Origin of the sequence: Acinetobacter sp. KAM396 (assembly GCF_021602765.1) — a bacterium.
GTDB classification, from domain to species: domain Bacteria; phylum Pseudomonadota; class Gammaproteobacteria; order Pseudomonadales; family Moraxellaceae; genus Acinetobacter; species Acinetobacter towneri_A.
The window spans coordinates 1-22661 of the sequence record NZ_BPPH01000005.1 but is presented as its reverse complement, the minus strand read 5'-3'; the positions used below and the strand labels follow the sequence as shown (position 1 = coordinate 22661).

Here is a 22661-nt window from a genome sequence, read left to right as displayed (position 1 = left end):
TTATGGAAGTTAAAAGTAGAACAATTCTTAGGCTTTAAGTTTTAATTCCACCAAGTATTTACCAAATTTGACTGCAGTTTCCAAATCACCTTCGGGTGGCGTAACTTCAACACTGGCATTGTCAGACTGCGTCATTAAACCTAAAAAGCTCGACATGCGGTTAATATCATGTGGACTACGCCCTGTAGGCATAAACGGTAAACCTGACCACAACATGCCATGCTGCATCGCAAATAAGTTAATTTGTTGCAGCACTGCCAGTTTATCGCCGCTTAAACCACCGCCATTGGTAAAACCTGCCGCCAGTTTGCCCTGCCAAGTTCTAGCCAACCAACGCTTAGACGATTGCTCCATAAACTGTTTTAAAGCCGAAGTAATGCTACCCATATAAGTTGGACAGCCCATAATGATAATATCGGCTTGGTCTAGACTGTCCCATTCAATTTCACCCACATCCATCAAAGTCACCTGAGCATCCATTTGCGCAGCACCTTGTGCAATATGCTGTGCCACCTTTGCAGTATGACCATAAGGACTGTGATAAACCACCGCCACACGAATAGCAGCGCAAGAAGATGTTGAATGAGTCACTGACATGAGAATGTTTAAAACCAAATAATTAAGTCAAGTTTAACACTAAGCCTGCATAAACACGAATGTTGCCATACGTCCTGTACGTGCTTGACGGCGGTAAGAATAGTAATCATCGGCTTGTTGATAGGAGCACTGATCACCACCCAAAACCGTTGTAACGCCATGCTGCTGCAAAATAAAACGCGCAATTGCATACAAGTCGGCAAGATATTTAGCATGCTGCTGCCCAGCAATAAAGGCCGAGTCTAATTCAGGATATTTATCGCAAAACGCCTGTTTCACCTCTACGCCAACTTCAAAGCACGGCTGACTAATCGCTGCACCCAACCACGCCCATGCTGGGACGCTTTGCATTTCGGCAATGGTGTTTTCGATAATACCGTTGGCAAGGCCACGCCAGCCCGCATGCAGATTCGCAACTTCAGTGCCTTCAGCATTACCCAAAACCACTGGTAAACAGTCTGCAGTCATCATCATTAAAGCATGCGCTTTACGCTGAGTGACCAAACCATCACCTTCTAAGGCTTCACAAGTGATTTGCTCATTAATGGTCTGACACAACACACTATGTGTTTGCGTCATCCACGTCATCTTATCGACCCCATATTCCGCAAACTCTGCCAGCAAACTCATACGATGCTGCTGCACACGCCACGCATCGTCCTGCACATGCAGTGCCAGATTAAAACCAGATACATCGGCACAGTCTGTTGCTAAAGCCTGTGCATGTTGTATACGGGTTTGCCCGACATACACACCTTTAGGTAATCCTTGAACGAATTGCATACATCTATCCTTAATCGTTTTCTGGCGTTGCTGTATCTGGGTTAATCTTGTTGATGCTATCCTTACAACAATTAATAGGCAGCATTTTCACTGCGTAACACGTCTACCAATTGTTTAAAGTCTTCCGGCCACGGCGCTTCAAACATCATTTCTTCTTGAGTTCGTGGATGCACCAAACCAAGTTTGACGGCATGTAAGGCCTGACGTTTAAATTTACGCAACGTATCGTTTAATAATGCAGATGCACCTGCGGGCACACGTACACGTGGCGTATAAACAGAATCACCGACCAAACCATAACCAATATAACTTAGATGCACACGAATTTGATGTGTTCGCCCAGTTTCCAAACGCGCCTGAACACGAGTGAAGTGCTGAAAGCGTTCTTTAACATTGTAATGTGTGACGGCATCTTTGCCGCCTGGCAAGACCGCCATTTTCACCCGATCTACAGGATGGCGTTTAATCGGCTCATCAACTGTACCGCCCGCAATCATGTTGCCGTACACCACCAAGTCATATAAACGATAGACTGACTTTTTTGACAGTTGCTTGGTCAAGGCAAACTGTGCTTCCAGATTTTTGGCAACCACCAATAAACCCGACGTATCTTTATCAATACGATGCACCAAACCTGCACGAGTCAACTCAGCCGATTTTGGATAATGATGTAGCAAGGCATTCACTAAAGTCCCTGAGCTATTGCCTGCCCCCGGATGCACCACCATACCCACAGGTTTATTAATCACAATGATGTCATCATCTTCATAAATAATATCCAATGGAATATCTTCAGGCAGGCTACGGGTTTGCGCTTCAAGCTCGACTTCTAGGGTGAGAAGCTCATCACCTTCACACTTATATTTGGGTTTGACCGTGTTACCATTTACCAACAAATGACCGTCTTTGAGCCACTGTTTTAGCTTTTCACGTGAAAATTCACTCCAAATGATGGCTGCAACTTGGTCGATGCGTAGTCCTAAATGGCTGTCATCCAATTGAAATTGCAACGATAAACGTGTTGCAGTTGAGCCTGAAGTATGGTTATCTGCATCCTCAGCATCTTCAAGTAAATTGAACTCAGTTTCAGGTAAATTGGAATGGGTAGATTGTGCTTGACTCATTTGCTCATTCAGACAAAAGTGGTTTAATAGCGCAATTGTAGCTCATTGCCCGTATTAACAGAGGAATTTTTATGTCGCTACCACGTTATAAAATAACAATGCTTGCTTTTTCACTCGGCGTTGCGTCTGCAATTGTGGGCTGTAGCAGCAATCCAAAAAAAGAAGTGGTCGATACTGGTCCGCAATCTAGCGAACAGGTTTATATTGAAAAAGCAGAAAAAGCACTGGATCGTGGTCAATACACCGATGCCGTTAAGCATCTCGAAGCTTTAGAAACCTATTACCCAACGGGTGATTATGCGCAGCAGGCGCAGCTTGAATTGTTGTATGCAAAATTCCAGCAAAAGGATTATGAAGGTGCAATTGCTGTTGCAGATCGTTTTATCCGCATGAACCCGCAGCACCCTAAAGCCGATTATGCCTACTATGTACGTGGCGTGGCGAATATGGAACAAAACTATGATGGCTTGTTGCGTTATACCTCGCTCAAGCAATCGCACCGTGATGTTAGCTATTTAAAATTGGCCTATCAAAACTTTGTCGATTTTATCCGTCGCTATCCATCAAGCACTTATGCGGTAGATGCGGCACAGCGTATGCAGTTTATTGGTCAGGAACTGGCTGAAGCCGAAATGAATGCAGCACGTTATAACATTAAACGTAAAGCATGGGTGGCTGCAGTTGAGCGCTCATTGTGGGTGATTGAACACTATCCGCAAACACCGCAAATTCCTGAAGCATTGGCAACGGTGGCTTACGGTTATGGTAAATTGGGCGATCAAGCCACGGCTCAGCAATATATTGATGTGTTGAAGCTGAATTATCCAAACTTGGTCAAAGCGGATGGTAGCGTGAATTTACGTGCTGCGCGCCATGATGCCAGCTGGCTTAATCGTGCAACTTTGGGTATTTTCGGACGTGAAGCGCAAAGCAGCACCGAAGCACAGCAGTCAGATGCTAAAGCGCAAGCAGAGCCGTCACGCAGCCTCACCAACCGTTTGAGTTTTGGTTTGCTCGATCGTCCAAAATCTGAAAACGACAGTGCTGAATAAAACCTTTACGACTGTTTTTCAGTTTTGAAAAATGCAAAGGGCAAGTTATGATACTTGCCCTTTGGTCTTTTATGGGCTTGTTTCCTGCCCTAGAAAAAGATAAAAAGAGAATACTCAATGAGTCAATCAGCACAGTCTGATGTATTCGACCTGTTCGGCGAACCTTTCACTACCAAGAGATAACAGAAAAAACCGTATGGCCATTCCACAGCACACGATTGATCAAATTTTAGATCGCACCGATATTGTCGATCTGATTGGTCAGCGCGTGAAATTAAAAAAAACTGGTCGTACCTATTCGGGCTGCTGCCCGTTCCATCAGGAAAAAAGCCCGTCTTTTCACGTCTATCGTGACAAGCAGTATTATCATTGCTTTGGTTGTCAAGCAAATGGTAACGCCATCCGTTTTTTAATGGATATTGATAACCGTAATTTTATAGATGTCATGAAAGACTTGGCCAGTCAAACAGGCATCGAACTCCCGAAAGATCAGCACGACAATAAAAAACTTTCTTATAAACGCGAAGCCAAAAAGCCAACACCGATAGCTCAACCCAAGCCAACAGCAAAAGAACAAAACGAAATTTCTGCGACTCAAGCTGCAACAAACGAGCAGGCTTTGGTTGCTACAGGCATCGACTTTGATCCTTTTGCCGAATTTCAAAGTGCTGAATACGCAAATTCGGAATTTCAGAACTCGGAATTTCAAAACAGTGCCGACCCGTTTGCAAGCTTTGAGCAATGGGACAGCACGCAGGAAACTCCTGCACAGGAAGGCAACTTATACGACTTGCTAGAAAATGTAGCGCAATATTATGAGCAGCAATTGCCGCACAGCCCTGCCGCGCAGCAGTATTTTCAAAAACGTGGTTTAACCGCACAAACCTTGCAGTTTTGGCGTTTGGGTTATGCACCTGAAGATTGGCAGCATTTAGAAAAAGCCTTTCCGCAAGATATTGCAGGTTTAAAACTTCTAGGCTTGATTCGTACCAGTGACAAAGGACGTGACTTCGATTTACTGCGTGATCGGGTGATTTTCCCAATCCGTGACAGCAAAGGTCGTGTGGTCGGCTTTGGTGGCCGTGCACTGAATGATGAAATCAAACCCAAATACATCAACTCGCCCGACTCGGAAGTGTTTCATAAAAACCAATTGCTCTATGGTTTATATGAAGGACGCAAACTGAAAGCCCAAGACTATTTAATGGTTGAAGGCTATATGGATGTGATTGCCTTACAGCAATACGGCGTTTATGGTGCTGTAGCAACACTTGGTACAGCAAGCAATACCGATCATTTAAATATTCTGTTCCGTCAAAATAACCGCATTACCATCGCTTTTGATGGAGATGCCGCAGGTCAAAAAGCCGCACGTCGCACATTGGAAATTGCGCTGCCTTTGTTAAATGATGGGCGTGAACTGAAATTCTTTGTTTTACCGAATGAGCACGACCCAGACTCACTTATTCGTCGTGAGGGCATCGAAAATTTCCGACGTTTATTAGATCAGGCGCCTTTACTGTCAGATTTTGTTTTTGCACATCTCACCCAAGGCCATAATATCAGTACCCCTGAAGGCAAAAGTCAGGTCATGGGCGAACTCCGGCAATTGACCGAACTTTTGCCCAAAACGGGTTCTTATCGTTATTTGCTGCAACAGTTTTTTCGTGAAAAGTTAGGCTTTAACCGTAAATGGCAGGCACAGACCAATAACGATGCATCTTTGAGTTTTAGCACCAAAGTTGATGCTGAAGAATATGTGATTGCGATTCTAATCAATCATCCGTATTTGTATATTCACTTTGAACCGTTACGTGCACTGATTCCAAGTGATCACCTGCTGCATCAAATCTTAAATATTTTAAATACTATTTTTGATGATCTACCCGATGATCCTGAACAAGCCAAATATTATATTTTGGGTGCATGTTCGGCGTATCACTATGAATTACAGCGTATTTTACAACAAGCCAATGTCAGTGATTACACAACCTCTCCCGAGCATGTTGATAAATTGGCTCAAGATTTTTCAACTAAATTGCAATACGACTGTTTACAGCAAAAAATTCGCTCTAAAAAATTCAGCAGCATTGAAGAAATGAAGCGTTTGAAACATCAAATTTATGAAATTGATAAAAAAAGATCGCTAACTTTGCTAGAGGAATAAACAATCTGGTCTTATAGAGTGAGTTTTATATCGACCAAACTCAATCATTTTTTGTGAATCACGATGATCCAGCTTATTTACGACGACTTTTGATTGTCGCTGCCAAATTTTCCTGCATAAACTCAAAACATTCAGGCTCATCGCCTTTGGCTGCTTCACGTAATAAAATAGAAGTTGGATGGAGTAATTTTTGAGTTAAACGATAAGAAAATTCTTGCATAACCCGTGCAGCATCTTCACCTTTGGCAATACGCGCCATCGCCAAGTTTAATTCTTCCTGACGTAAGCTTTCGCCATGTTCACGGTAAGCATGAATGGTTGCACCCGCTTGCTGAACTTTTTGATGGGTTACCAACTCAGTCACAAGCTGATTAACCATGACTTCTGCTTCCACAGCAGCTTGACGACGCTGTGCCAAGTTTTCATCGATCACGCTTTGCAAGTCATCGACCCCGTACAAATACACGCCATCCAAGTTTTCTATTTTAGGATCTATATCACGTGGTACGGCCAAATCGACTAACAACATTTGCTGATATCGGCGCTTTTTTAAAGCTGCTTTCACCTCATGATAAGCAATCACCTGATGCAAGCTTCCCGAACAACTTGAAATCACATCGGCACGATGTAAATTAGCCGCAAGCTGATCAAACTCAATAATTTCAACTTCTACCTGATGCGCAATTTCCTGCGCCAATGTTTCGGCACGGGCACGGGTACGGTTACAAATTAATATTTTAGCGACGCCCATTTCTGCTAAATGCTTTGCCACAAGGCTATTCATTTCGCCTGCAGCCACCACCATCACCGTCAGTTTTGCAGGGTGACTAAAAACTTGTAACGCCAGTTGCGCAACCGCATAACCCATCGACACAGCATGGCTACCTACGGCAGTTTCTGAACGTACCCGTTTGGCAGCATAAAAAGCATATTCAAAAATTCGGTTGAGTTGTTGCGAAACCGTATGCGCGTCTTTAGCTAAAGACAGGGCAGTTTTGACCTGACCTAAAATTTGCGGCTCACCCAACATGAGAGAATCTAGCCCACTGGCTACACGCATTAAATGCGACACCGCCTGTGCATTCTCATAACGATAAACATGACGACTCAATTGCTGTGCATCGATACCATTCACTTGTGCAAGCCAATCCAACACCTGTTCTGGATGTTCAGACATGGCGTAGACTTCGGTACGGTTGCAGGTAGACACCACCACCAAATCATTCAGTTCGGGATGTTGGCTTTGCTCAGCAAGTAAGGCACTTAATTTTTCTGGGTTAAATGCAATTTGCTCACGCAACTCTACAGAGGCGGTTTGATGGTTGACACCCAATGCAAAGAAAGACATATCAGATCATCATTTCGCTAAATTTATGCTATTGTGCAATAACGGTGTCATAAAAAGCATTACTTGGATAAAGAAAAAATTGCGTCAAACAAATAGCCGACCATACGGCGCTACAATTAAGCAATATTCTACCACATTCTTACTGGTCGGTAGCATGGCTTCAGTTGCTCATCTTAGAGCATCTGAAGAAATTTATCATGCAAATTCAAATTATAATGCGGTAAAACAAACCATGGTCGCAGAGTTTGCCTTGGCTTATGGTGATATTCCAACGGCATTACACAACTATACTGTCTTGGCAATTAAGAATAACTCGACCTCTATTAAGCAACGCGCCCTAAATGTTGCGATTGAACAAAACGACCTAAGCGCCGCACTAGACATTGCAACACATTGGGTAGTACAAGAACCATCCGATGTGCCTGCGCTGTTTTATTTGGCGCACATTGCGCTAAAAGCACATGAGTACGACTTAGCCGCAGAAACCTTAGACAAAATTCTAAATATTGATGCAACGGCTGACTTAGAACAAATTTTGGCACGCATTTCTCCTGAATCTGTGGAAGACCGTGAGTTTTTGATTCAAGCTCTGCGCACCAGCAAAGCCAAATTCAATCCATCGATTTTGGTATTAATTGCAGGTTTAAAAGCGCAAAATGGACAATATCAAGCTGCCCTCGATACCATTAACCAAGCGTTGCGTAAACGCCCGAAAGTCACTGGCTATATTTTAATGAAAGCCAATTTATTGAGCGCGCTCGGCAATGAAGAAGAAACAGCAGCTTGGTATGCCAAATCTAGCCGTAAACACAAAAATAATTTTGAAGTCCGTTTAGCCGAAGCCAAATATCTGGTCAAAAAAAATGAAGCAACTTTGGCGCTAACAAAGCTGGAAGCCATTTTAAAAAAATGGCCTACGGAAGATGAAGCCTTATTTATTGCAGGTTTGACCAGTATTGACTTACAACAATACGAAAAAGCTGAAAAGTATTTGGTAGAGCTGCGCTATTCGGCACAATATCAAAACGAAGCCTATTTCTATTTGGCGGTCAATGCCGAACGTAAACAGCATTTTGAAACAGCCAAAGCCTATTATCGTTTGGTCGATGGTAGCCTCTATACCGTTTCACGTCGCAACATGATCAGTATTTTTGCCCAGCAAGATAAACTAAACGATGCACTGCGCTTTTTAACGCAGGAACGGGTCAATTATCCACAGCATGCCAGTTTTTTATATCAGGCACAGGCCGATATTTTAAAACGTATGGACAATAAAAAAGCGGCTCTGCGTTTGCTGGATGAAGCCATCAAAAACCTACCCGATGATCCTGATCTGATCTATTCAGAAGTCTTACTACTCGATGCACATCAGGAAAAAGACAAACTGGATCAACTGCTCACCAAGTTACTGGAAATTGAGCCGAACAGCCCAACCTATTTAAATGCGTACGCCTATACCCTTGCGCTTCAAAATCGCCGTTTAGACGAAGCGCGTCGCTATGTTGAGCAAGCACTTGAGTTTGCTCCTGAACAGGCCTCTATTTTAGATACCTTAGGTTATGTCAGCTATTTACAAAATGACTATACCGCTTCGGCTCAAGCGTTGGAAAAAGCCTACGCACTGAGTCATAGTGCCGCGATTGGCTCACGTTATGCAAAATCGTTGTATATGCAAGGTAATATTCAAAAATTCAGCCAAGTGTTACAACAATTACAACAAAATCATCCGAATGATCCGCAATTGCAACAATTAAATTCGCTATTGTTACCGCAGCCAGTTAAAAAGAGTTAAATGATTCATGCGTTTATTTTCAAAATTAGGATTAACCCTTTTTGCCACCAGTAGCCTTGTGCTGACAGGTTGTCAGCCTTTCGTACAAAAACCAGCCAATGTTTCACAGCAAGTTGAAGCTGAAAATCAATTTAACTTGCAAGGCAAAATTGGCGTGCGCACTCCACAGCAATCTGGCAGTGCCTTTTTTACTTGGGTACAGCAGCAACAGCAGTTTGACATTGAACTGAGCGGCATTTTAGGCGTTGGGAAAACACAAATTAACGGAAAACCTGGACAAGTCACCCTCAATAGTGCCAAAACAGGGTTAATTTATGCAGAAAGTCCTGAAGAACTGTTAGAACAAGCCACGGGCTGGCAAGCGCCTATCACCCACTTGGTCGATTGGGTACAAGCCCGACCTGCAACGGTCAATGCCCAAATTCAAAAAGATCCCCAACAGCGCCCAACTCAATTTATTGAAGATGGTTGGACAGTCGATTTGAGCTATAACGACAGTGCCAGTTTGCCAAACCGCCTGATTTTGAAACAGGGACTTGAATCAGGGCAAGAAAACCGTATTACAATGCTCATCCAAAATCGTTAATCACTTGCCAAGTTTAGTCATGATTCGTGTACCCTCACCTGCCAAATTAAATCTGTTTTTGCACATTACTGGGCGTCGTGACAACGGCTACCATGAATTGCAGACTATTTTTCAACTGATTGATTTATATGACTGGCTAGAATTTGAAATCAATGATACTCAAAGCATTCACATTCAGGGTTTAAACAGCGTCGATTTAGAACAAAATCTGATTTACAAAGCCACGCAAATTTTAATGCCTTACGCGAAACAAACCACAGGTTTAAATATAGCAATTGAGAAGCACATCCCTATGGGTGCAGGGCTTGGCGGCGGTTCATCCAATGCCGCAACCACTTTAATTGTGGTCAATCAACTTTGGCAATGTGGCCTCGATACTCAAAAACTGGCAGAACTGGGTTTACAGCTCGGAGCAGATGTACCGATCTTTGTGTATGGTCGCAATGCATGGGCAGAAGGCATTGGTGAACAGTTAACATTCATAGACTTAGCCCCAAAACAATATATTGTGTTAAAACCTGACTGTTTTATCAGCACTCAACTACTTTTTTCACAAAAAACATTGACAAGAAACACGAAGCCCACTAAATTCTGCGGCTATCAGATAAAGCCATCTGACTTTGGAAATAATTTTGAGCCTGTGGCGCGAAATTTATACTCCGAAGTAGATGAAGCAATGCGTTATTTAGACCAGTTTGGTCAAGCAAAGCTTACAGGTACAGGTGCTTGTGTCTTTACTGAAGTGACTACAGAAATGAATGTAGACCACATTTTGGCGAACTCACCATGTACTGCGTACTTAGTGTATAGCTTAAATGAATCTCCATTACGACATTTCACAGTACAATAGGGGTATCGCCAAGTGGTAAGGCACCGGTTTTTGATATCGGCATCCGTTGGTTCGAATCCAGCTACCCCTGCCATCTCATTCACCTGTAGATTACTGTATTAGGGGTATCGCCAAGTGGTAAGGCACCGGTTTTTGATATCGGCATCCGTTGGTTCGAATCCAGCTACCCCTGCCATCTTACAGTGATCAAATCTAGGGGTATCGCCAAGTGGTAAGGCACCGGTTTTTGATATCGGCATCCGTTGGTTCGAATCCAGCTACCCCTGCCATTTTCTCGCATTAGACAGAACACCCTTTATTCGCGTTATCCTGTTAACTCACCTTGACAGAGTGCCGTAAAAATATTAAAGTTCTGCCGCATTAGGGGTATCGCCAAGTGGTAAGGCACCGGTTTTTGATATCGGCATCCGTTGGTTCGAATCCAGCTACCCCTGCCATCTATTCCTACATACACCAACCGCCAAGGGTGCTTCATGCCCAATCTTGTCGTTTTTAGTGGAACCGCGCATCCACAATTCGCTCAAAAAGTCGTAAGCCACTTGCACATTCCTTTAGGTGCTGCATCAGTTTCTACCTTCTCTGATGGTGAGATTGCTGTAGAGATTACCGAGAATGTCCGTGGTAAAGACGTATTTATCGTACAACCTACTTGTGCGCCAACCAATGACAACCTCATGGAAATCTTGGTGATGGCTGACGCGTTGCGTCGTGCAAGTGCAGGTCGTATTACCGCCGTGATTCCTTACTTCGGTTATGCCCGCCAAGACCGTCGTCCTCGTTCTACGCGTGTTCCAATTACCGCTAAAGTGGTTGCAGATATGCTCACCACTGTAGGTATTGACCGTGTGGTGATGATTGACTTGCACGCAGACCAAATTCAAGGTTTCTTCGACATCCCTGTAGACAACATTTATGGTACGCCTGCGCTATTGGCTGACCTGCGTCAACAGTCACACGACAACCTCATGGTAGTTTCACCAGACGTTGGTGGTGTGGTTCGTGCACGCGCTGTTGCAAAACAAATGGGTGATATCGATCTTGCAATTATCGATAAACGTCGTCAAAAAGCGAATGAATCACAAGTGATGCATTTGATTGGTGATGTAAAAGATCGTGACTGTGTCATTGTAGATGACATGGTAGATACTGCAGGTACATTATGCAAAGCTGCCGATGCGCTCAAAACTTTTGGTGCTCGCCGCGTAGTTGCTTATGCGACCCACCCTGTACTTTCAGGCAAAGCGATTGAAAACCTGAAAAATTCTGTGATTGATGAACTGGTTGTTACCGACACCATTCCTCTTTCAGAAGAAGCACAAGCACTTGGTAAAATTCGCCAAGTATCTGTAGCAAGCATGGTTGCAGAAACAATTCGTCGCATTAACAACGAAGAATCTATTAGCGCAATGTTCGATTCTTATCTATAATAATGCGCTGAATTTTCAAAGCCCTGCCACTTTGGCAGGGTTTTCTATCACTAGATTGGTCGCAGATCTAGTTTATTTAAACTCAAAATAAGGATGTCTATCATGGCAAACTTCGTATTAAACGCTCAAGCGCGAGAAGCAGCTAACCAAGGGAAAGGTGCGAGCCGCCGCCTTCGTCACGCTGCATTAGTTCCAGCTATCATTTATGGTGGCGACGCTGAACCAGTATCAATCACTTTAGAACTTCGTGAGCTTGTAAAAGTTTTAGAAAGCAATGCTTTCTTTGAAGAAGTTGTAGAAATCAAAGTCGGTGACAAAGTTGAAAACGTGAAAATTCAAGCGTTACAACGTCACCCTGCTAAAAACACACCTATGCACGCTGACTTCAAACGCGCATAAGTGTTTATGGTGTAATTAGTGGCTAATATTTCACTGATTGTTGGTTTGGGCAACCCTGGTAAAGAGTATGCCCAAACCCGCCATAATGCAGGCTTCTGGTTTGTAGAACGCCTTGCAGATCAATATGGCATCGCATTAAAAGTCGATCCTAAATTTCATGGGATCAGCGGACGTGGTAATATCGAAGGTCAAGACGTTCGTCTGTTATTACCCACAACCTTTATGAACCGTTCTGGTCAAAGTGTTGTTCCCTTCGCCAAATTCTATCAAATTGCACCTGAGGCAATGCTGATTGCTCATGATGAACTGGATATGAGCCCAGGGATCATTCGCCTAAAAACGGGTGGTGGTCATGGTGGACATAATGGTTTACGTGACATCGTGCCGCACACAGGTCCAAACTTCCATCGTTTACGCATTGGTATTGGGCATCCGGGTTCAAAAGAACGCGTGTCTGGTCATGTACTGAGCAAAGCACCGAGTAGCGAGCAAACTTTAATGGATGATGCACTTGCACATGCATTAGGTCGTATCAAGTTACTGGTCAATGGCGAAGTACAACAAGCCATGAATCAAATCAATGCCTATAAACCGAACTGATGAATCCACAATTGTTGAACAATCACACTTGCCATGTCGCAATTTTCAGAGCAAAATGCGCTTTCTGCTCGGAACTGACATCCAGCAAGCAGTGTTTGAATTCAACCATAAGATAAAATCTTAGGTCCACTAAGGAGACGCTCACCATGCTATCTCGTTTATTAAAATGCAAAATCCACCGTGCTTTTGTAACTCATGCAGAACTTCACTACGAAGGTTCATGTGCAATTGACGGAACACTCATGGATTTGGCTGGCATTCGTGAATATGAAGAAATCCACGTATGGAACGTGACCAATGGTAAGCGCTTCACAACTTATGCAATTCGTGGTGAAGACAACTCAGGCATCATTTCAGTCAATGGTGGTGCTGCACACCAAGCCGATGTAGGCGATATTATTATTATTGCAACCTTTGGTGACTTCACTGAAGCAGAAGCCAATGCGCACGAACCACGTTTGGTCTATGCAAACCCAGACAATACCGTGAGCCACACTGCAAACTGTATTCCTGTACAAGTGGCTTAAGCCATTCCTGTACAAAATAAAAAAACTCGCAAATTTTGCGAGTTTTTTTTATGGCTCAATAAAAGTCTGTCTACTCTTTGCAGACCTCATAGCAAGACTTACAAATTAGTCATCTTGCAAGCTATGCAATAAGCTATGACTGATGCCATCGGCACGTAAGAATGCAAAATCATAACTTGCGGTTGCAAGCGCCAACACACGACGTTCAAACTCTTGCCACAAAGGTCGCACTTCTTTGTCGTGAATGCCCAAGCCGCTTTCATCGGTAAAATGTCGATTTTTTTCACAAATTTTCAATGCATGATACAGCTTACGCCCTTTTGAAGCATCATCACGTAAACGCACACGCTTAGAGCGGATAAACTCTTCGACATGACACAGGTCGGCAAAAGGCAGCATAGGCACTAAAATCTGATCAAGCTGTGCATCTAAGCGACGCCAAACGGCAGTGTGTTGTTCAGGCGTATAACTATTCCATTGAATCACTTCATGGTTAAAACGACGGCAACCTCGACAGACAGCATCACCAAACACCGTAGAACAACGACCTGCACACGGGGTTAAAGTGGCAATTTGACGATCCTTACTCAACACAACACTCCAATATTTAACAACACCTGTTGACGCATCAATATGAACACAACATTCTTCTTTGAAACGAGTGGCATCATACTCCGTTCTGCTCCATTTTTAAAATGTTGTGTCGTGCTTTACAAACCATGTACCGCGCTCGGTTTTCTCGCATATTCACACAAAGCAGGTTAGAATATGCGCCTTAAATTTTTGTCTTTCATCTATTGGAGTACTCCATGAACGCTACTGTAGAACAGCTTGCACCTGTAGAACAGCCAGCGACCACGACTTGGGTTGTTGCCGCACTTTATCAATTCAAAGAAGTTTCAGATCCTGCCGATCTTCAACAACGCTTATTAGATTTGGTAAATTCAATCAACCTTTGCGGTACTCTTATTGTGGCAGGTGAAGGCATTAATGGAACTGTGGCGGGTGATCGTGCCGCCATTGATCAAGTTCATCAATTTCTGTGGGATGAAGGTTTTACATCAATGGAATACAAAGAGTCACATAGCTCTGAAAAGCCATTCCGTAAAATGAAAATCAAGCTCAAAAAAGAAATTGTGACTTTGGGTGTAGAAGTAAAACCACGTGATTTAGTCGGTCACTACCTAGACCCGAAAGAATGGAATGAACTGATTGCCCGTGACGATGTTATTCTGATTGATACCCGTAATGACTATGAATACAAAGCAGGAACGTTTAAGGGCGCAATTGACCCAAAAACTGAAACGTTCCGTGAATTTCCAGAATATGTGAAAAAAAACCTAGAACAGCATAAAGACAAAAAAATTGCGATGTTCTGCACAGGCGGGATTCGTTGTGAAAAATCGACCTCTTTATTGTTACAAGAAGGTTTTACCGAGGTCTATCACTTAAAAGGTGGCGTACTCAAATACTTAGAAGAAACACCAGCCGATGAAAGCTTATGGGAAGGCGAATGTTTCGTATTTGATGGTCGTACAGCGGTAACACATGGCATGCAAGAAGGTCAAAACACCAAATGTCATGCTTGCGGTTGGCCATTACTGCCTAAAGAAGTTGAATTACCAAGCTATGAACACGGCGTATCTTGCGTGTACTGTATTGATAAAACCAGCGAGAAACAAAAAGAAGGTTTCCGTATGCGCCAATCACAAATTGCCGCAGCTAAACGTAAACGTCTGTAATCAATACAGGCTCATACACATCAATAAGGCTAATTAAAGCCATGTTAATGTTGTATCGACCATCGATCATGAAAAGTCCTCATCCTGTATGGGGATTTTTTTATGTCCATCTATACGCTTCATGCAAGATTACATAGAACATAAAATTACAACGCATGTTTACCAAGCATTGCGCAATATCCCCTGATTAGGTGATAGCATTCAATCAAAATAAGCCACAAAATTTGTGGCTCTATTCGTGCGGATGTTCAGCACAAACTCAACATATTCCGTGACCCAAAATTCAAGGATCGTTATGTATTCCTAAATTTATATGCCGCAATCAGGAGTGACGCTATGCCTAAAACAACAATTTCAAATTCAATGCACACACTACGTTTTACGCCTGTAAAAGCGGTGACTGCTGCGCATAGTGCAACAATGCAAGATTGTTTGGAACATAAATCACATACTTTTATTGTAGCTTTAGGTGCAATTTTAGGCGGTATTATTGCGGCATTTGTAGGCTACCATCTGCAAGCGCATTTCTTGAATTACGCCCTGCTCTGTGCCATCCCTATCCTCGTGGCGTATAGCTTAAGACGTGTATATATCTATACCCTGACCCATGCAGAGCTTGATTAAGTCCAGATTGCGCAAGACTTTACTGTTTGACCAATACTGCTTAGGATAGAAGCACTTTTCTAAAGCACGACTTGCATGAACTTAACTGAATGGATTATTTCCATTATGGAACAACTGGGCTACCTAGGTATTGCCCTGTTGATGTTTCTGGATAATGTCTTTCCACCTGTTCCCTCTGAAATTATTATGCCCTCTGCAGGCTACTCTGCATCGCAAGGGCAATTATTGCTATTGGGTGTCATTATTGCGGGCTGTATCGGCTCATTGGTCGCGGCGGCAGTGTTGTATTGGGTGGGTTATCGCTGTAAACACGAAAGTATTTACCACTGGGTGAATCGCTACGGTAAATATCTATGGATTAAAGAACAAGATGTCCGAAACTCCCTACATTGGTTTGAACAATATGGACATCGGATTGTATTTTTTGGGCGCATGATTCCCGCCATTCGTTCTCTGATTAGTATTCCTGCAGGCATGAGTCACATGCCATTTTGGAAATTTATGTTTTATAGTGGTTTAGGCACAATCATCTGGACCACTTTTTTAGCCTGCCTGGGTTATTATTTTGGTGAAAACCAACAATTGATGCAGCAAATTTTCAGTCAGGTCAGTCATGTCATTATCGGCTTGGTGCTCTTAGTCATCGCCATGCTTTTATACCGTAGGCATAAACGTAAAATGCGTGACTAATGCGCTCGTTGCTGCGTAATTGAATCAATTTTTTGGGGAAAATCAGACATGAAACCATATTTATTATTTTTTGCTGCGGTTTACAGTATTGCGCTGGTCTTACTCATTAGCGTATTGATTTTTGGTCTGAACTTAGGTGGCTTAACCTTACTCCCTGCATTAATTGCCGCAGCATTCATTAGCGCAGGACATTTTGTCAAAAAAGAACAACGCTTACCGAGCAGTGATGAAAAAATTCAACTGGTCTGGGGCTCAAGTGCAGTCGCGATTATTATTGGCAGCTTCTTTGTGTTTTTCTTAGTGCTCATGAACCCGAATGCTGAGGCCATTTTACAAGCTGCAGATAAAGCAGGACTGGCTTTGTCTGCGGTGGTGATGCTGTGTTTGATTGCAATTCATGGCGCAATTTTTCATGTTGCTTATGGTTGGTATGCGAATCGTTATTATCACAAAACGTTTTTATAAGCTTACCTAAAGCGCGTATTTTACATTGAACCATAACAGTAAACACTTAAAATTAACATCAGGCTGATATATGACACATAAATTTACGTCGGACATGCGCTGTAACTGAAACACATTCTGAATAGAGTACAAATCTACATTGTAGCAGCGTAAATTAAACCTATTCATAGCGGTTTATGAATATAAAAACGCAATAACGCATACAAAGAGAAAAAGGTGATTCGGATGTCAGATTTTGAACGCAATGATAAGATTGACCGTGATGTGGTTAAAAACTTACCCAAAGAAGAGCGTGATCGTTTAAATGCCGACCCAATTACAGGAGAACCTGGTGCACACCCTGTTGGTACAGGTCTTGGCGCAGTTGGGGGTGCGGCAACAGGTGCAACCGTTGGCGCATTAGGTGGTCCAGTAGGTGCTGTGGTGGGTGGTGCTGTAGGTGCCGTTGTTGGTGGCTTGGCTGGTAAAGGCGCTGCAGAAGCAGTAAACCCTACAGAAGAAGAAACGTACTGGCGTGCCAATAGTCTCAATACAGACTATTATGCTCAAACACGTAGTCATTACCCCGATTTAGAATATGAACGTGACTATCAAAATGCCTACCGTGTTGGTTATGAAAACCGCCCACACTATGATGCACATACCCGCTTTGAAGATGTGGAACACGATTTAAAAGGGAAATGGGAACATATTAAAGGGAGTTCTCGCTTAACGTGGGAACAAGCCAAATTTGCGGTAAAAGATGCTTGGGATCGCGCTACACGCTAGTGGGCAAAGTTCCGCTACATATATAGCACAAATCTATTCATCTTAGAGCCACAAAAAAGCACTGCATTTAGCAGTGCTTTTTGCGGATAAACCCTTCATATATGCAAAAAACTGAATCTCTCAAATAAATTTTGCAGCTTAATCAGGCGTGTGATACATTAAATACAACTCATTCAGATTCTCAGGAATTTCTTCTGCTATTTCGTCCATTAACTGACCGTTTCGACGGAAAGCTTCCATCTGTGGATCTTCTTCATCAATGCCACTGAACACCATCATTGGCAAAGTTAAATCAACCAATTGTTCTTCAAATTCAGGTCTAAACCACGCTTCTTCGTTTAAGAACATCGCATCGACAAAGCCAACGCTCCAATCACCTAAACTTGAATCAACTTCTGCTTCTTCAATTTCAAATGGAAACTCAATGCCTTCTTCATTGGCTAAACTTTGGCGAATGCTTTCTAACCAAGCCTCAATTTGCGCAATAATTTCGGCAGGGACTTTCTTTTGATTGCCTTCAAACAATTCATTTAACCATGGGTCAAATTGAGGTCCAACTGCAATGGCGCACAAGAAACCATGCGTTGCAGCGAAGTCTAGACCATGCTCGTTTTGGTCGCCATCTAGATATTCACTTAACAGGTCTAAATCTAAAGCAGTCATTTCAAATCCATCGGTGTCAATTTAGGGGTGTAGCATAACATTTTCAATGCCCGATACAGTACCTGATTTTAGTCATCTTCGTCGTCATCATCGTCAAAATCGTAATCAAAATCTTTGAGCTCACGCTCCAAACGACGTTGTGCGAGTAAATCATCAATCAAACGGCGCTTTTCTAAAGATTCTTTCGCGCTTATTTTGTTTGATGCCTCATCGAAATTAACATCATCATCACCGTAGTTATCATCTAGTTCAAAATCTGTAGAAGACACTAAAACTACCTCAGAATGAAAAAATGTGAAGGGTCAAGCCGCTATTTATCTGCCTTTTTCACCATTGTCAAGTTTTATTTATTTTTTTCAAATAACTGCAACATAAACCGCTTGCAGCCTTGGGGGAAATTTGTGTATTTATGGACAAGTTAGTATCATTATTTGAGATTCGCCCCAATCATAAAAATATTTTGTGGGCAAAAAGGAAATTGACTTGAAAAACAGTATTAAAGCCCCATATTCCTATCAAATTCTTCATTCAAACATCATTTTAAAATCATGCTTGATTGATCAATTCCCCCCTTATTTAAAGCGAATTGTGCTATCATGCACGGTTTTTCACTGCCACAGATTCAACGAAGAGTAAGCAAAGATGAGCGATATGAATTCCCCTACTTCGCAAGTAGCGGCTCTGATTAGCCGAGGCAAAGAGCAAGGTTACCTAACTTACGCTGAGGTTAACGATCATCTCCCGGACTCAATCACAGAAAGCGAGCAGATTGAAGACATTATTCAAATGCTTCAAGACGTCGGTATTCCTGTGCATGAACGTGCGCCTGAATCTGATGATGCAATGTTTGAGGGTAATGCGGAAGCTGCCGACGAAGTTGCTGAAGAAGAAGCTGCCGCCGTACTTGCCTCTGTAGAAAATGAGCCTGGTCGCACCACAGACCCTGTGCGCATGTATATGCGTGAAATGGGTACGGTTGAGCTGTTAACGCGTGAAGGTGAAATTAGCATCGCGAAACGTATTGAAGAAGGGATTCGCGATGTACTTCACTCGATTGCCTACTGGCCAAACGCTGTGCAAGTGGTACTGCAAGAATATAAAGATTATGAAGCAGGTGAACGTCGCCTTGCTGATATTTTATCAGGTTATTTAGACCCTGAAACCGATGAAGAAATTCCAGAAGTTTTAGAGGACGAAGCCGATTTAGACAAAGAAGAAGATACCAGCAACAAACCGACCAAAGACGTTAAACTTGATGATGACGATGAGGAAGAAGAGGCTGAAGCCGAAGAAGAATCAGAAGCAGATTCAGGTCCAGACCCAGAAATTGCAAGAATGCGTTTTGGTGAATTGGAACAGGCTTATCTTGCAAAAATTGCAGCTATTGAAAAACATGGTCGTGAAAGTGCCGAAGCACAAGAAGCTTTAGAAGCTTTAGCGACGGTATTCATGATGTTTAAATTTACGCCACGTTTATTCGATATTATTTCGGAAATGATTCGTGGTACACATGAACAAATTCGTACTGCTGAACGTGAAGTGATGCGTTATGCGGTACGTCGTGGTCGTATGGATCGTACTGTATTCCGTACCTCATTCCCAGGTCAGGAATCTAACTTTGCTTGGTTAGATGAGCACATTGCCAAAGCACCTGCCGACCAAAAAGGTTATTTGGAAAAAGTACGTCCAGATATTTTGGCATTCCAACAAAAAATTGCCGACATTGAAAAAGAGTTAGGCTTAGATGTGAAAGGCATCAAAGACATTTCTAAACGTATGGCAGTAGGTGAAGCTAAAGCCCGTCGTGCGAAGAAAGAAATGGTTGAAGCCAACTTACGCTTGGTGATTTCGATTGCGAAAAAATACACCAACCGTGGTTTACAATTCCTAGACTTGATTCAAGAAGGTAACATCGGCTTGATGAAAGCGGTAGACAAGTTTGAATACCGTCGTGGTTATAAGTTCTCGACTTATGCAACATGGTGGATTCGTCAGGCGATTACCCGTTCTATTGCCGACCAAGCGCGTACCATTCGTATTCCAGTACACATGATCGAAACTATTAACAAGATCAACCGTGTATCGCGTCAATTGCTTCAAGAAATGGGTCGTGAACCGACTCCAGAAGAATTAGGCGAACGTTTGGAAATGGACGAAGTTAAAGTTCGTAAAGTGCTGAAAATTGCCAAAGAGCCGATTTCTATGGAAACGCCAATTGGTGATGATGAAGATTCTCATTTGGGTGACTTCATTGAGGACAGCAACATCACCTCACCTGTTGATGCGGCAACCTCTGAAGGCTTAAAAGAAGCGACCCGTGAAGTGCTTGAAAATTTGACTGAACGTGAAGCCAAAGTTCTGAAAATGCGTTTTGGTATTGATATGCCAACCGATCATACTTTGGAAGAAGTGGGTAAGCAGTTTGATGTGACCCGTGAACGTATCCGTCAGATTGAAGCCAAAGCCTTACGTAAACTTCGTCATCCTTCTCGTTCTGAACACTTACGTTCATTCTTAGAAAATGACTAAAATTGCTGCATAAATGAGCTATTGAAATTTTAAAATTCAGCCTCATTTATTCAACAAGACCAAAAAACGCCTGCCCTAAGCAGGCGTTTGATATAGAAATAGAGACACACGCTTATGACGTTATTCAACCGTACCCCATCTCGTGAACTGCAAGAGCATCTTTGGGTGTTTCCAATGGATTACCCAATTAAACTCATTGGTGACGCGGGTGATGAACTGCGTATTGCTGTGGTTGAAATTTTAGTGAAACACTTCCCTGAGTTTGATGCACAAAGCATCAGCATTACCCCATCACGCACAGGCAAGTATCATTCAATTACAGCACAATTGCGTTTTGAAGAATTGGAACAAGTGCATGCCATTTATGCAGATTTGGCAGCCTGCCCTTTGATTAAAACTGCATTGTAATTTTGTAGATTGATTTTCAAATAACACGCTTTCGGGCGTGTTTTTTTGTTTCTGTGCTGCTAAAATCTTATTCCATCCACAAATCCCCTACACCCACGACATTTTCGTATAATAAAATCAATTTCTTGCTTTTATGGATAGGACTGCATCTCTGTGGATACTGCACAACGGCCAAACCTGATTATTCGTCAATATCATGACCTGACTGACTATGAAGCACGTTTTCAGGAAATGAAATACTGGACTGAACAACGTGATGCTGACAGCCCTGACCAACTCTGGATTTTGCAACATCCTAATGTACTCACCCAAGGGCAAGCAGGTAAAGCCGAACATATCTTAATGGCAACGGATATTCCTGTAGTACAGACGGATCGCGGTGGTCAAGTTACATGGCATGGCCCAGGTCAATTGGTTGCCTATTTCATGTTTGACCTGAACCGTTTAGGCTGGAATGTCCGTACGTTGGTGTCTTATGCCGAAAATTTGATGATTGAACTGCTAAAAAAATACGGCGTTGATGCCTATGCCAAAGCCGATGCACCAGGAGTATATGTCAATGAACGAAAAATTGGCTCGCTCGGTTTTAAAATTCGCAAAGGTCGTAGTTATCACGGTTTAGCTCTTAATATTGATTGTGATTTAACAGGTTTTCAAAGTATAAACCCTTGCGGCTATGCAGGTTTGGAAATGGTACGTGTGATGGATTTAGTCAATGACTATCCACATTTTGAAAACTTCTGCGCAGATATCATTGCAACTTTACAAAACAGCGGTTACTTTAATGACGTACAAGTCATTCACGTATAAATGGCTTTCTTTTCAATAAGAAATAAAATAGAGTATTTACTCTAAATAATGATTTATAACACAGGGATTCAGCGCGTGATTTCAACTAAATCTGTGAAACCCGCTTTGCAACTGGCCTATGTCAAACTCATGATGGATGTGATTGGCAGAGGTTTAGTCATGGCAAGTCAGGTCGATGAAGAAATTAAACAAGAAGTTGCCAAATTTCCCAGCAACTTTGTGTTGTCTATGAAAGTTTTTCCGAATGGTCCAGCCTTTGTTGCCAAAGTCACTGCGGATCATCAATTAGAACTGTTACAGAATACGGCACAAAAACCCGATTTAACCATTACCTTCAAACACTTAAATCATGCATTTTTAGTGTTTTCATTTCAGGAAAGTACCGCACAGGCTTTTGCGCATGACCGCATGATTGCCGATGGTGATGTATCTTATGCAATTCGCTTGGTACGTTGCCTGAATAAAATGGAAGCGCTCATCTTGCCTAAATTACTGGCAGAACTGGCGGTAAAACAATATCCGACTGAACTCAGCTTAAAAGAAAAACTATCAGGTGCAGCCAATATCTATTTAAAAGTTGCCCAATCTTATTTCAAACGGCTCTGTACACGACAAAAATAGATAACTCATTGAAATAATGTCACAATAATTGTTTTCTAACGACGAATACTATGACACATCTCAATGAGTTATATCTTATCTTAAACAAA

The 22661-nt window shown here is 42.6% G+C and carries 25 protein-coding genes and 4 tRNA genes; 22 read left to right on the top strand and 7 right to left on the bottom strand.

Annotated elements, in window-relative coordinates:
- Window positions 1-27 precede the first annotated feature (27 nt).
- The 3 genes from L6C30_RS04410 to rluD form a co-directional block, all read right to left on the bottom strand.
- On the bottom strand, window positions 28-597 hold the full coding sequence (locus L6C30_RS04410; protein WP_070153943.1) for a flavodoxin family protein: 570 nt from the start codon (window positions 595-597) through the stop codon (window positions 28-30).
- Window positions 598-636: 39 nt separating this feature from the next.
- Complete coding sequence (pgeF, locus tag L6C30_RS04405; protein ID WP_070153944.1) at window positions 637-1380, bottom strand: peptidoglycan editing factor PgeF; 744 nt, start codon at window positions 1378-1380, stop codon at window positions 637-639.
- 71 nt (window positions 1381-1451) lie between these two features.
- Window positions 1452-2504, bottom strand: a complete 1053-nt coding sequence (gene rluD / locus L6C30_RS04400; RefSeq protein ID WP_070153945.1) for a 23S rRNA pseudouridine(1911/1915/1917) synthase RluD — start codon at window positions 2502-2504, stop codon at window positions 1452-1454.
- Window positions 2505-2575: 71 nt separating this feature from the next.
- Here rluD and L6C30_RS04395 point away from each other — a divergent pair, with 71 nt between their 5' ends.
- Both L6C30_RS04395 and L6C30_RS04390 read left to right on the top strand, forming a co-directional pair.
- Window positions 2576-3556 carry an outer membrane protein assembly factor BamD gene (locus L6C30_RS04395; protein ID WP_019836796.1) on the top strand — a complete coding sequence of 327 codons (981 nt, stop codon included), beginning with the start codon at window positions 2576-2578 and terminating at the stop codon, window positions 3554-3556.
- Window positions 3557-3752: 196 nt separating this feature from the next.
- A complete protein-coding gene (locus L6C30_RS04390) occupies window positions 3753-5723 on the top strand; it encodes a DNA primase (RefSeq protein WP_230244052.1) in 1971 nt (656 codons plus the stop codon).
- A gap of 73 nt (window positions 5724-5796) precedes the next feature.
- Here L6C30_RS04390 and hemA read toward each other — a convergent pair whose 3' ends face one another.
- Complete coding sequence (hemA, locus tag L6C30_RS04385) at window positions 5797-7071, bottom strand: glutamyl-tRNA reductase (protein WP_019836799.1); 1275 nt, start codon at window positions 7069-7071, stop codon at window positions 5797-5799.
- 79 nt (window positions 7072-7150) lie between these two features.
- On the opposite strand from hemA, the gene L6C30_RS04380 reads away from it, so the two are divergent.
- From L6C30_RS04380 to panD, 11 genes are all read left to right on the top strand, one after another.
- The gene (locus L6C30_RS04380; RefSeq protein WP_236162475.1) at window positions 7151-8863 is read left to right on the top strand and encodes a tetratricopeptide repeat protein; all 1713 of its coding nucleotides are present in this window, start codon (window positions 7151-7153) and stop codon (window positions 8861-8863) included.
- A 7-nt stretch (window positions 8864-8870) separates the two neighbouring features.
- Window positions 8871-9449 carry a lipoprotein insertase outer membrane protein LolB gene (gene lolB / locus L6C30_RS04375; protein ID WP_070153948.1) on the top strand — a complete coding sequence of 193 codons (579 nt, stop codon included), beginning with the start codon at window positions 8871-8873 and terminating at the stop codon, window positions 9447-9449.
- Window positions 9450-9468: 19 nt separating this feature from the next.
- Window positions 9469-10299: a 4-(cytidine 5'-diphospho)-2-C-methyl-D-erythritol kinase gene (gene ispE / locus L6C30_RS04370; protein WP_026438066.1), complete on the top strand. Its 831-nt coding sequence runs from the start codon at window positions 9469-9471 to the stop codon at window positions 10297-10299.
- A tRNA-Gln gene (locus L6C30_RS04365) sits at window positions 10298-10372 on the top strand. The genes ispE and L6C30_RS04365 overlap by 2 nt, the downstream gene beginning before the upstream one ends.
- A 27-nt stretch (window positions 10373-10399) precedes the next feature.
- Window positions 10400-10474: transfer RNA gene (locus tag L6C30_RS04360), tRNA-Gln, on the top strand.
- Window positions 10475-10493: 19 nt separating this feature from the next.
- A tRNA-Gln gene (locus tag L6C30_RS04355) sits at window positions 10494-10568 on the top strand.
- A 93-nt stretch (window positions 10569-10661) separates the two neighbouring features.
- Window positions 10662-10736, top strand: a tRNA-Gln gene (locus tag L6C30_RS04350).
- 36 nt (window positions 10737-10772) lie between these two features.
- On the top strand, window positions 10773-11726 hold the full coding sequence (locus L6C30_RS04345) for a ribose-phosphate pyrophosphokinase (RefSeq protein ID WP_004972226.1): 954 nt from the start codon (window positions 10773-10775) through the stop codon (window positions 11724-11726).
- A 102-nt stretch (window positions 11727-11828) separates the two neighbouring features.
- Complete coding sequence (gene rplY / locus L6C30_RS04340) at window positions 11829-12125, top strand: 50S ribosomal protein L25 (RefSeq protein WP_070153949.1); 297 nt, start codon at window positions 11829-11831, stop codon at window positions 12123-12125.
- Between the two features lie 18 nt (window positions 12126-12143).
- On the top strand, window positions 12144-12725 hold the full coding sequence (gene pth, locus L6C30_RS04335) for an aminoacyl-tRNA hydrolase (protein ID WP_230244051.1): 582 nt from the start codon (window positions 12144-12146) through the stop codon (window positions 12723-12725).
- Between the two features lie 146 nt (window positions 12726-12871).
- Complete coding sequence (gene panD / locus L6C30_RS04330; protein ID WP_004972232.1) at window positions 12872-13252, top strand: aspartate 1-decarboxylase; 381 nt, start codon at window positions 12872-12874, stop codon at window positions 13250-13252.
- A 105-nt stretch (window positions 13253-13357) separates the two neighbouring features.
- Here the strand turns inward: panD and L6C30_RS04325 are convergent, their stop codons facing one another.
- Window positions 13358-13843, bottom strand: coding sequence for a DUF1289 domain-containing protein (locus L6C30_RS04325; RefSeq protein WP_230244050.1), 486 nt, complete (start codon window positions 13841-13843; stop codon window positions 13358-13360).
- Between the two features lie 218 nt (window positions 13844-14061).
- On the opposite strand from L6C30_RS04325, the gene L6C30_RS04320 reads away from it, so the two are divergent.
- The 5 genes from L6C30_RS04320 (at window position 14062) to L6C30_RS04300 (ending at window position 17541) form a co-directional block, all read left to right on the top strand.
- On the top strand, window positions 14062-14994 hold the full coding sequence (locus L6C30_RS04320; RefSeq protein ID WP_070153953.1) for a rhodanese-related sulfurtransferase: 933 nt from the start codon (window positions 14062-14064) through the stop codon (window positions 14992-14994).
- Window positions 14995-15330: 336 nt separating this feature from the next.
- Window positions 15331-15618: a hypothetical protein gene (locus L6C30_RS04315; protein WP_070153954.1), complete on the top strand. Its 288-nt coding sequence runs from the start codon at window positions 15331-15333 to the stop codon at window positions 15616-15618.
- A gap of 75 nt (window positions 15619-15693) precedes the next feature.
- On the top strand, window positions 15694-16308 hold the full coding sequence (locus tag L6C30_RS04310; protein ID WP_019837067.1) for a DedA family protein: 615 nt from the start codon (window positions 15694-15696) through the stop codon (window positions 16306-16308).
- 48 nt (window positions 16309-16356) lie between these two features.
- Window positions 16357-16773 carry an ABZJ_00895 family protein gene (locus tag L6C30_RS04305; RefSeq protein WP_070153955.1) on the top strand — a complete coding sequence of 139 codons (417 nt, stop codon included), beginning with the start codon at window positions 16357-16359 and terminating at the stop codon, window positions 16771-16773.
- A gap of 225 nt (window positions 16774-16998) precedes the next feature.
- Window positions 16999-17541: a hypothetical protein gene (locus tag L6C30_RS04300; RefSeq protein WP_019837065.1), complete on the top strand. Its 543-nt coding sequence runs from the start codon at window positions 16999-17001 to the stop codon at window positions 17539-17541.
- Window positions 17542-17679: 138 nt separating this feature from the next.
- On the opposite strand, the gene L6C30_RS04295 is transcribed toward L6C30_RS04300, so the two are convergent.
- Both L6C30_RS04295 and L6C30_RS04290 read right to left on the bottom strand, forming a co-directional pair.
- Window positions 17680-18204, bottom strand: a complete 525-nt coding sequence (locus L6C30_RS04295) for a YecA family protein (RefSeq protein ID WP_070153956.1) — start codon at window positions 18202-18204, stop codon at window positions 17680-17682.
- 68 nt (window positions 18205-18272) lie between these two features.
- Window positions 18273-18473, bottom strand: coding sequence for a PA3496 family putative envelope integrity protein (locus L6C30_RS04290; protein WP_019837063.1), 201 nt, complete (start codon window positions 18471-18473; stop codon window positions 18273-18275).
- 373 nt (window positions 18474-18846) lie between these two features.
- On the opposite strand from L6C30_RS04290, the gene rpoD reads away from it, so the two are divergent.
- From rpoD to L6C30_RS04270, 4 genes are all read left to right on the top strand, one after another.
- Window positions 18847-20733, top strand: coding sequence for an RNA polymerase sigma factor RpoD (gene rpoD, locus L6C30_RS04285; RefSeq protein WP_019837062.1), 1887 nt, complete (start codon window positions 18847-18849; stop codon window positions 20731-20733).
- A 114-nt stretch (window positions 20734-20847) separates the two neighbouring features.
- Window positions 20848-21141: a YbeD family protein gene (locus tag L6C30_RS04280; protein ID WP_019837061.1), complete on the top strand. Its 294-nt coding sequence runs from the start codon at window positions 20848-20850 to the stop codon at window positions 21139-21141.
- A gap of 153 nt (window positions 21142-21294) precedes the next feature.
- The gene (gene lipB / locus L6C30_RS04275) at window positions 21295-21951 is read left to right on the top strand and encodes a lipoyl(octanoyl) transferase LipB (protein ID WP_070153958.1); all 657 of its coding nucleotides are present in this window, start codon (window positions 21295-21297) and stop codon (window positions 21949-21951) included.
- Window positions 21952-22026: 75 nt separating this feature from the next.
- Entirely contained in the window at window positions 22027-22572 is a 546-nt protein-coding gene (locus L6C30_RS04270; RefSeq protein ID WP_236162474.1) for a hypothetical protein, read from the top strand.
- Window positions 22573-22661 lie beyond the last annotated feature (89 nt).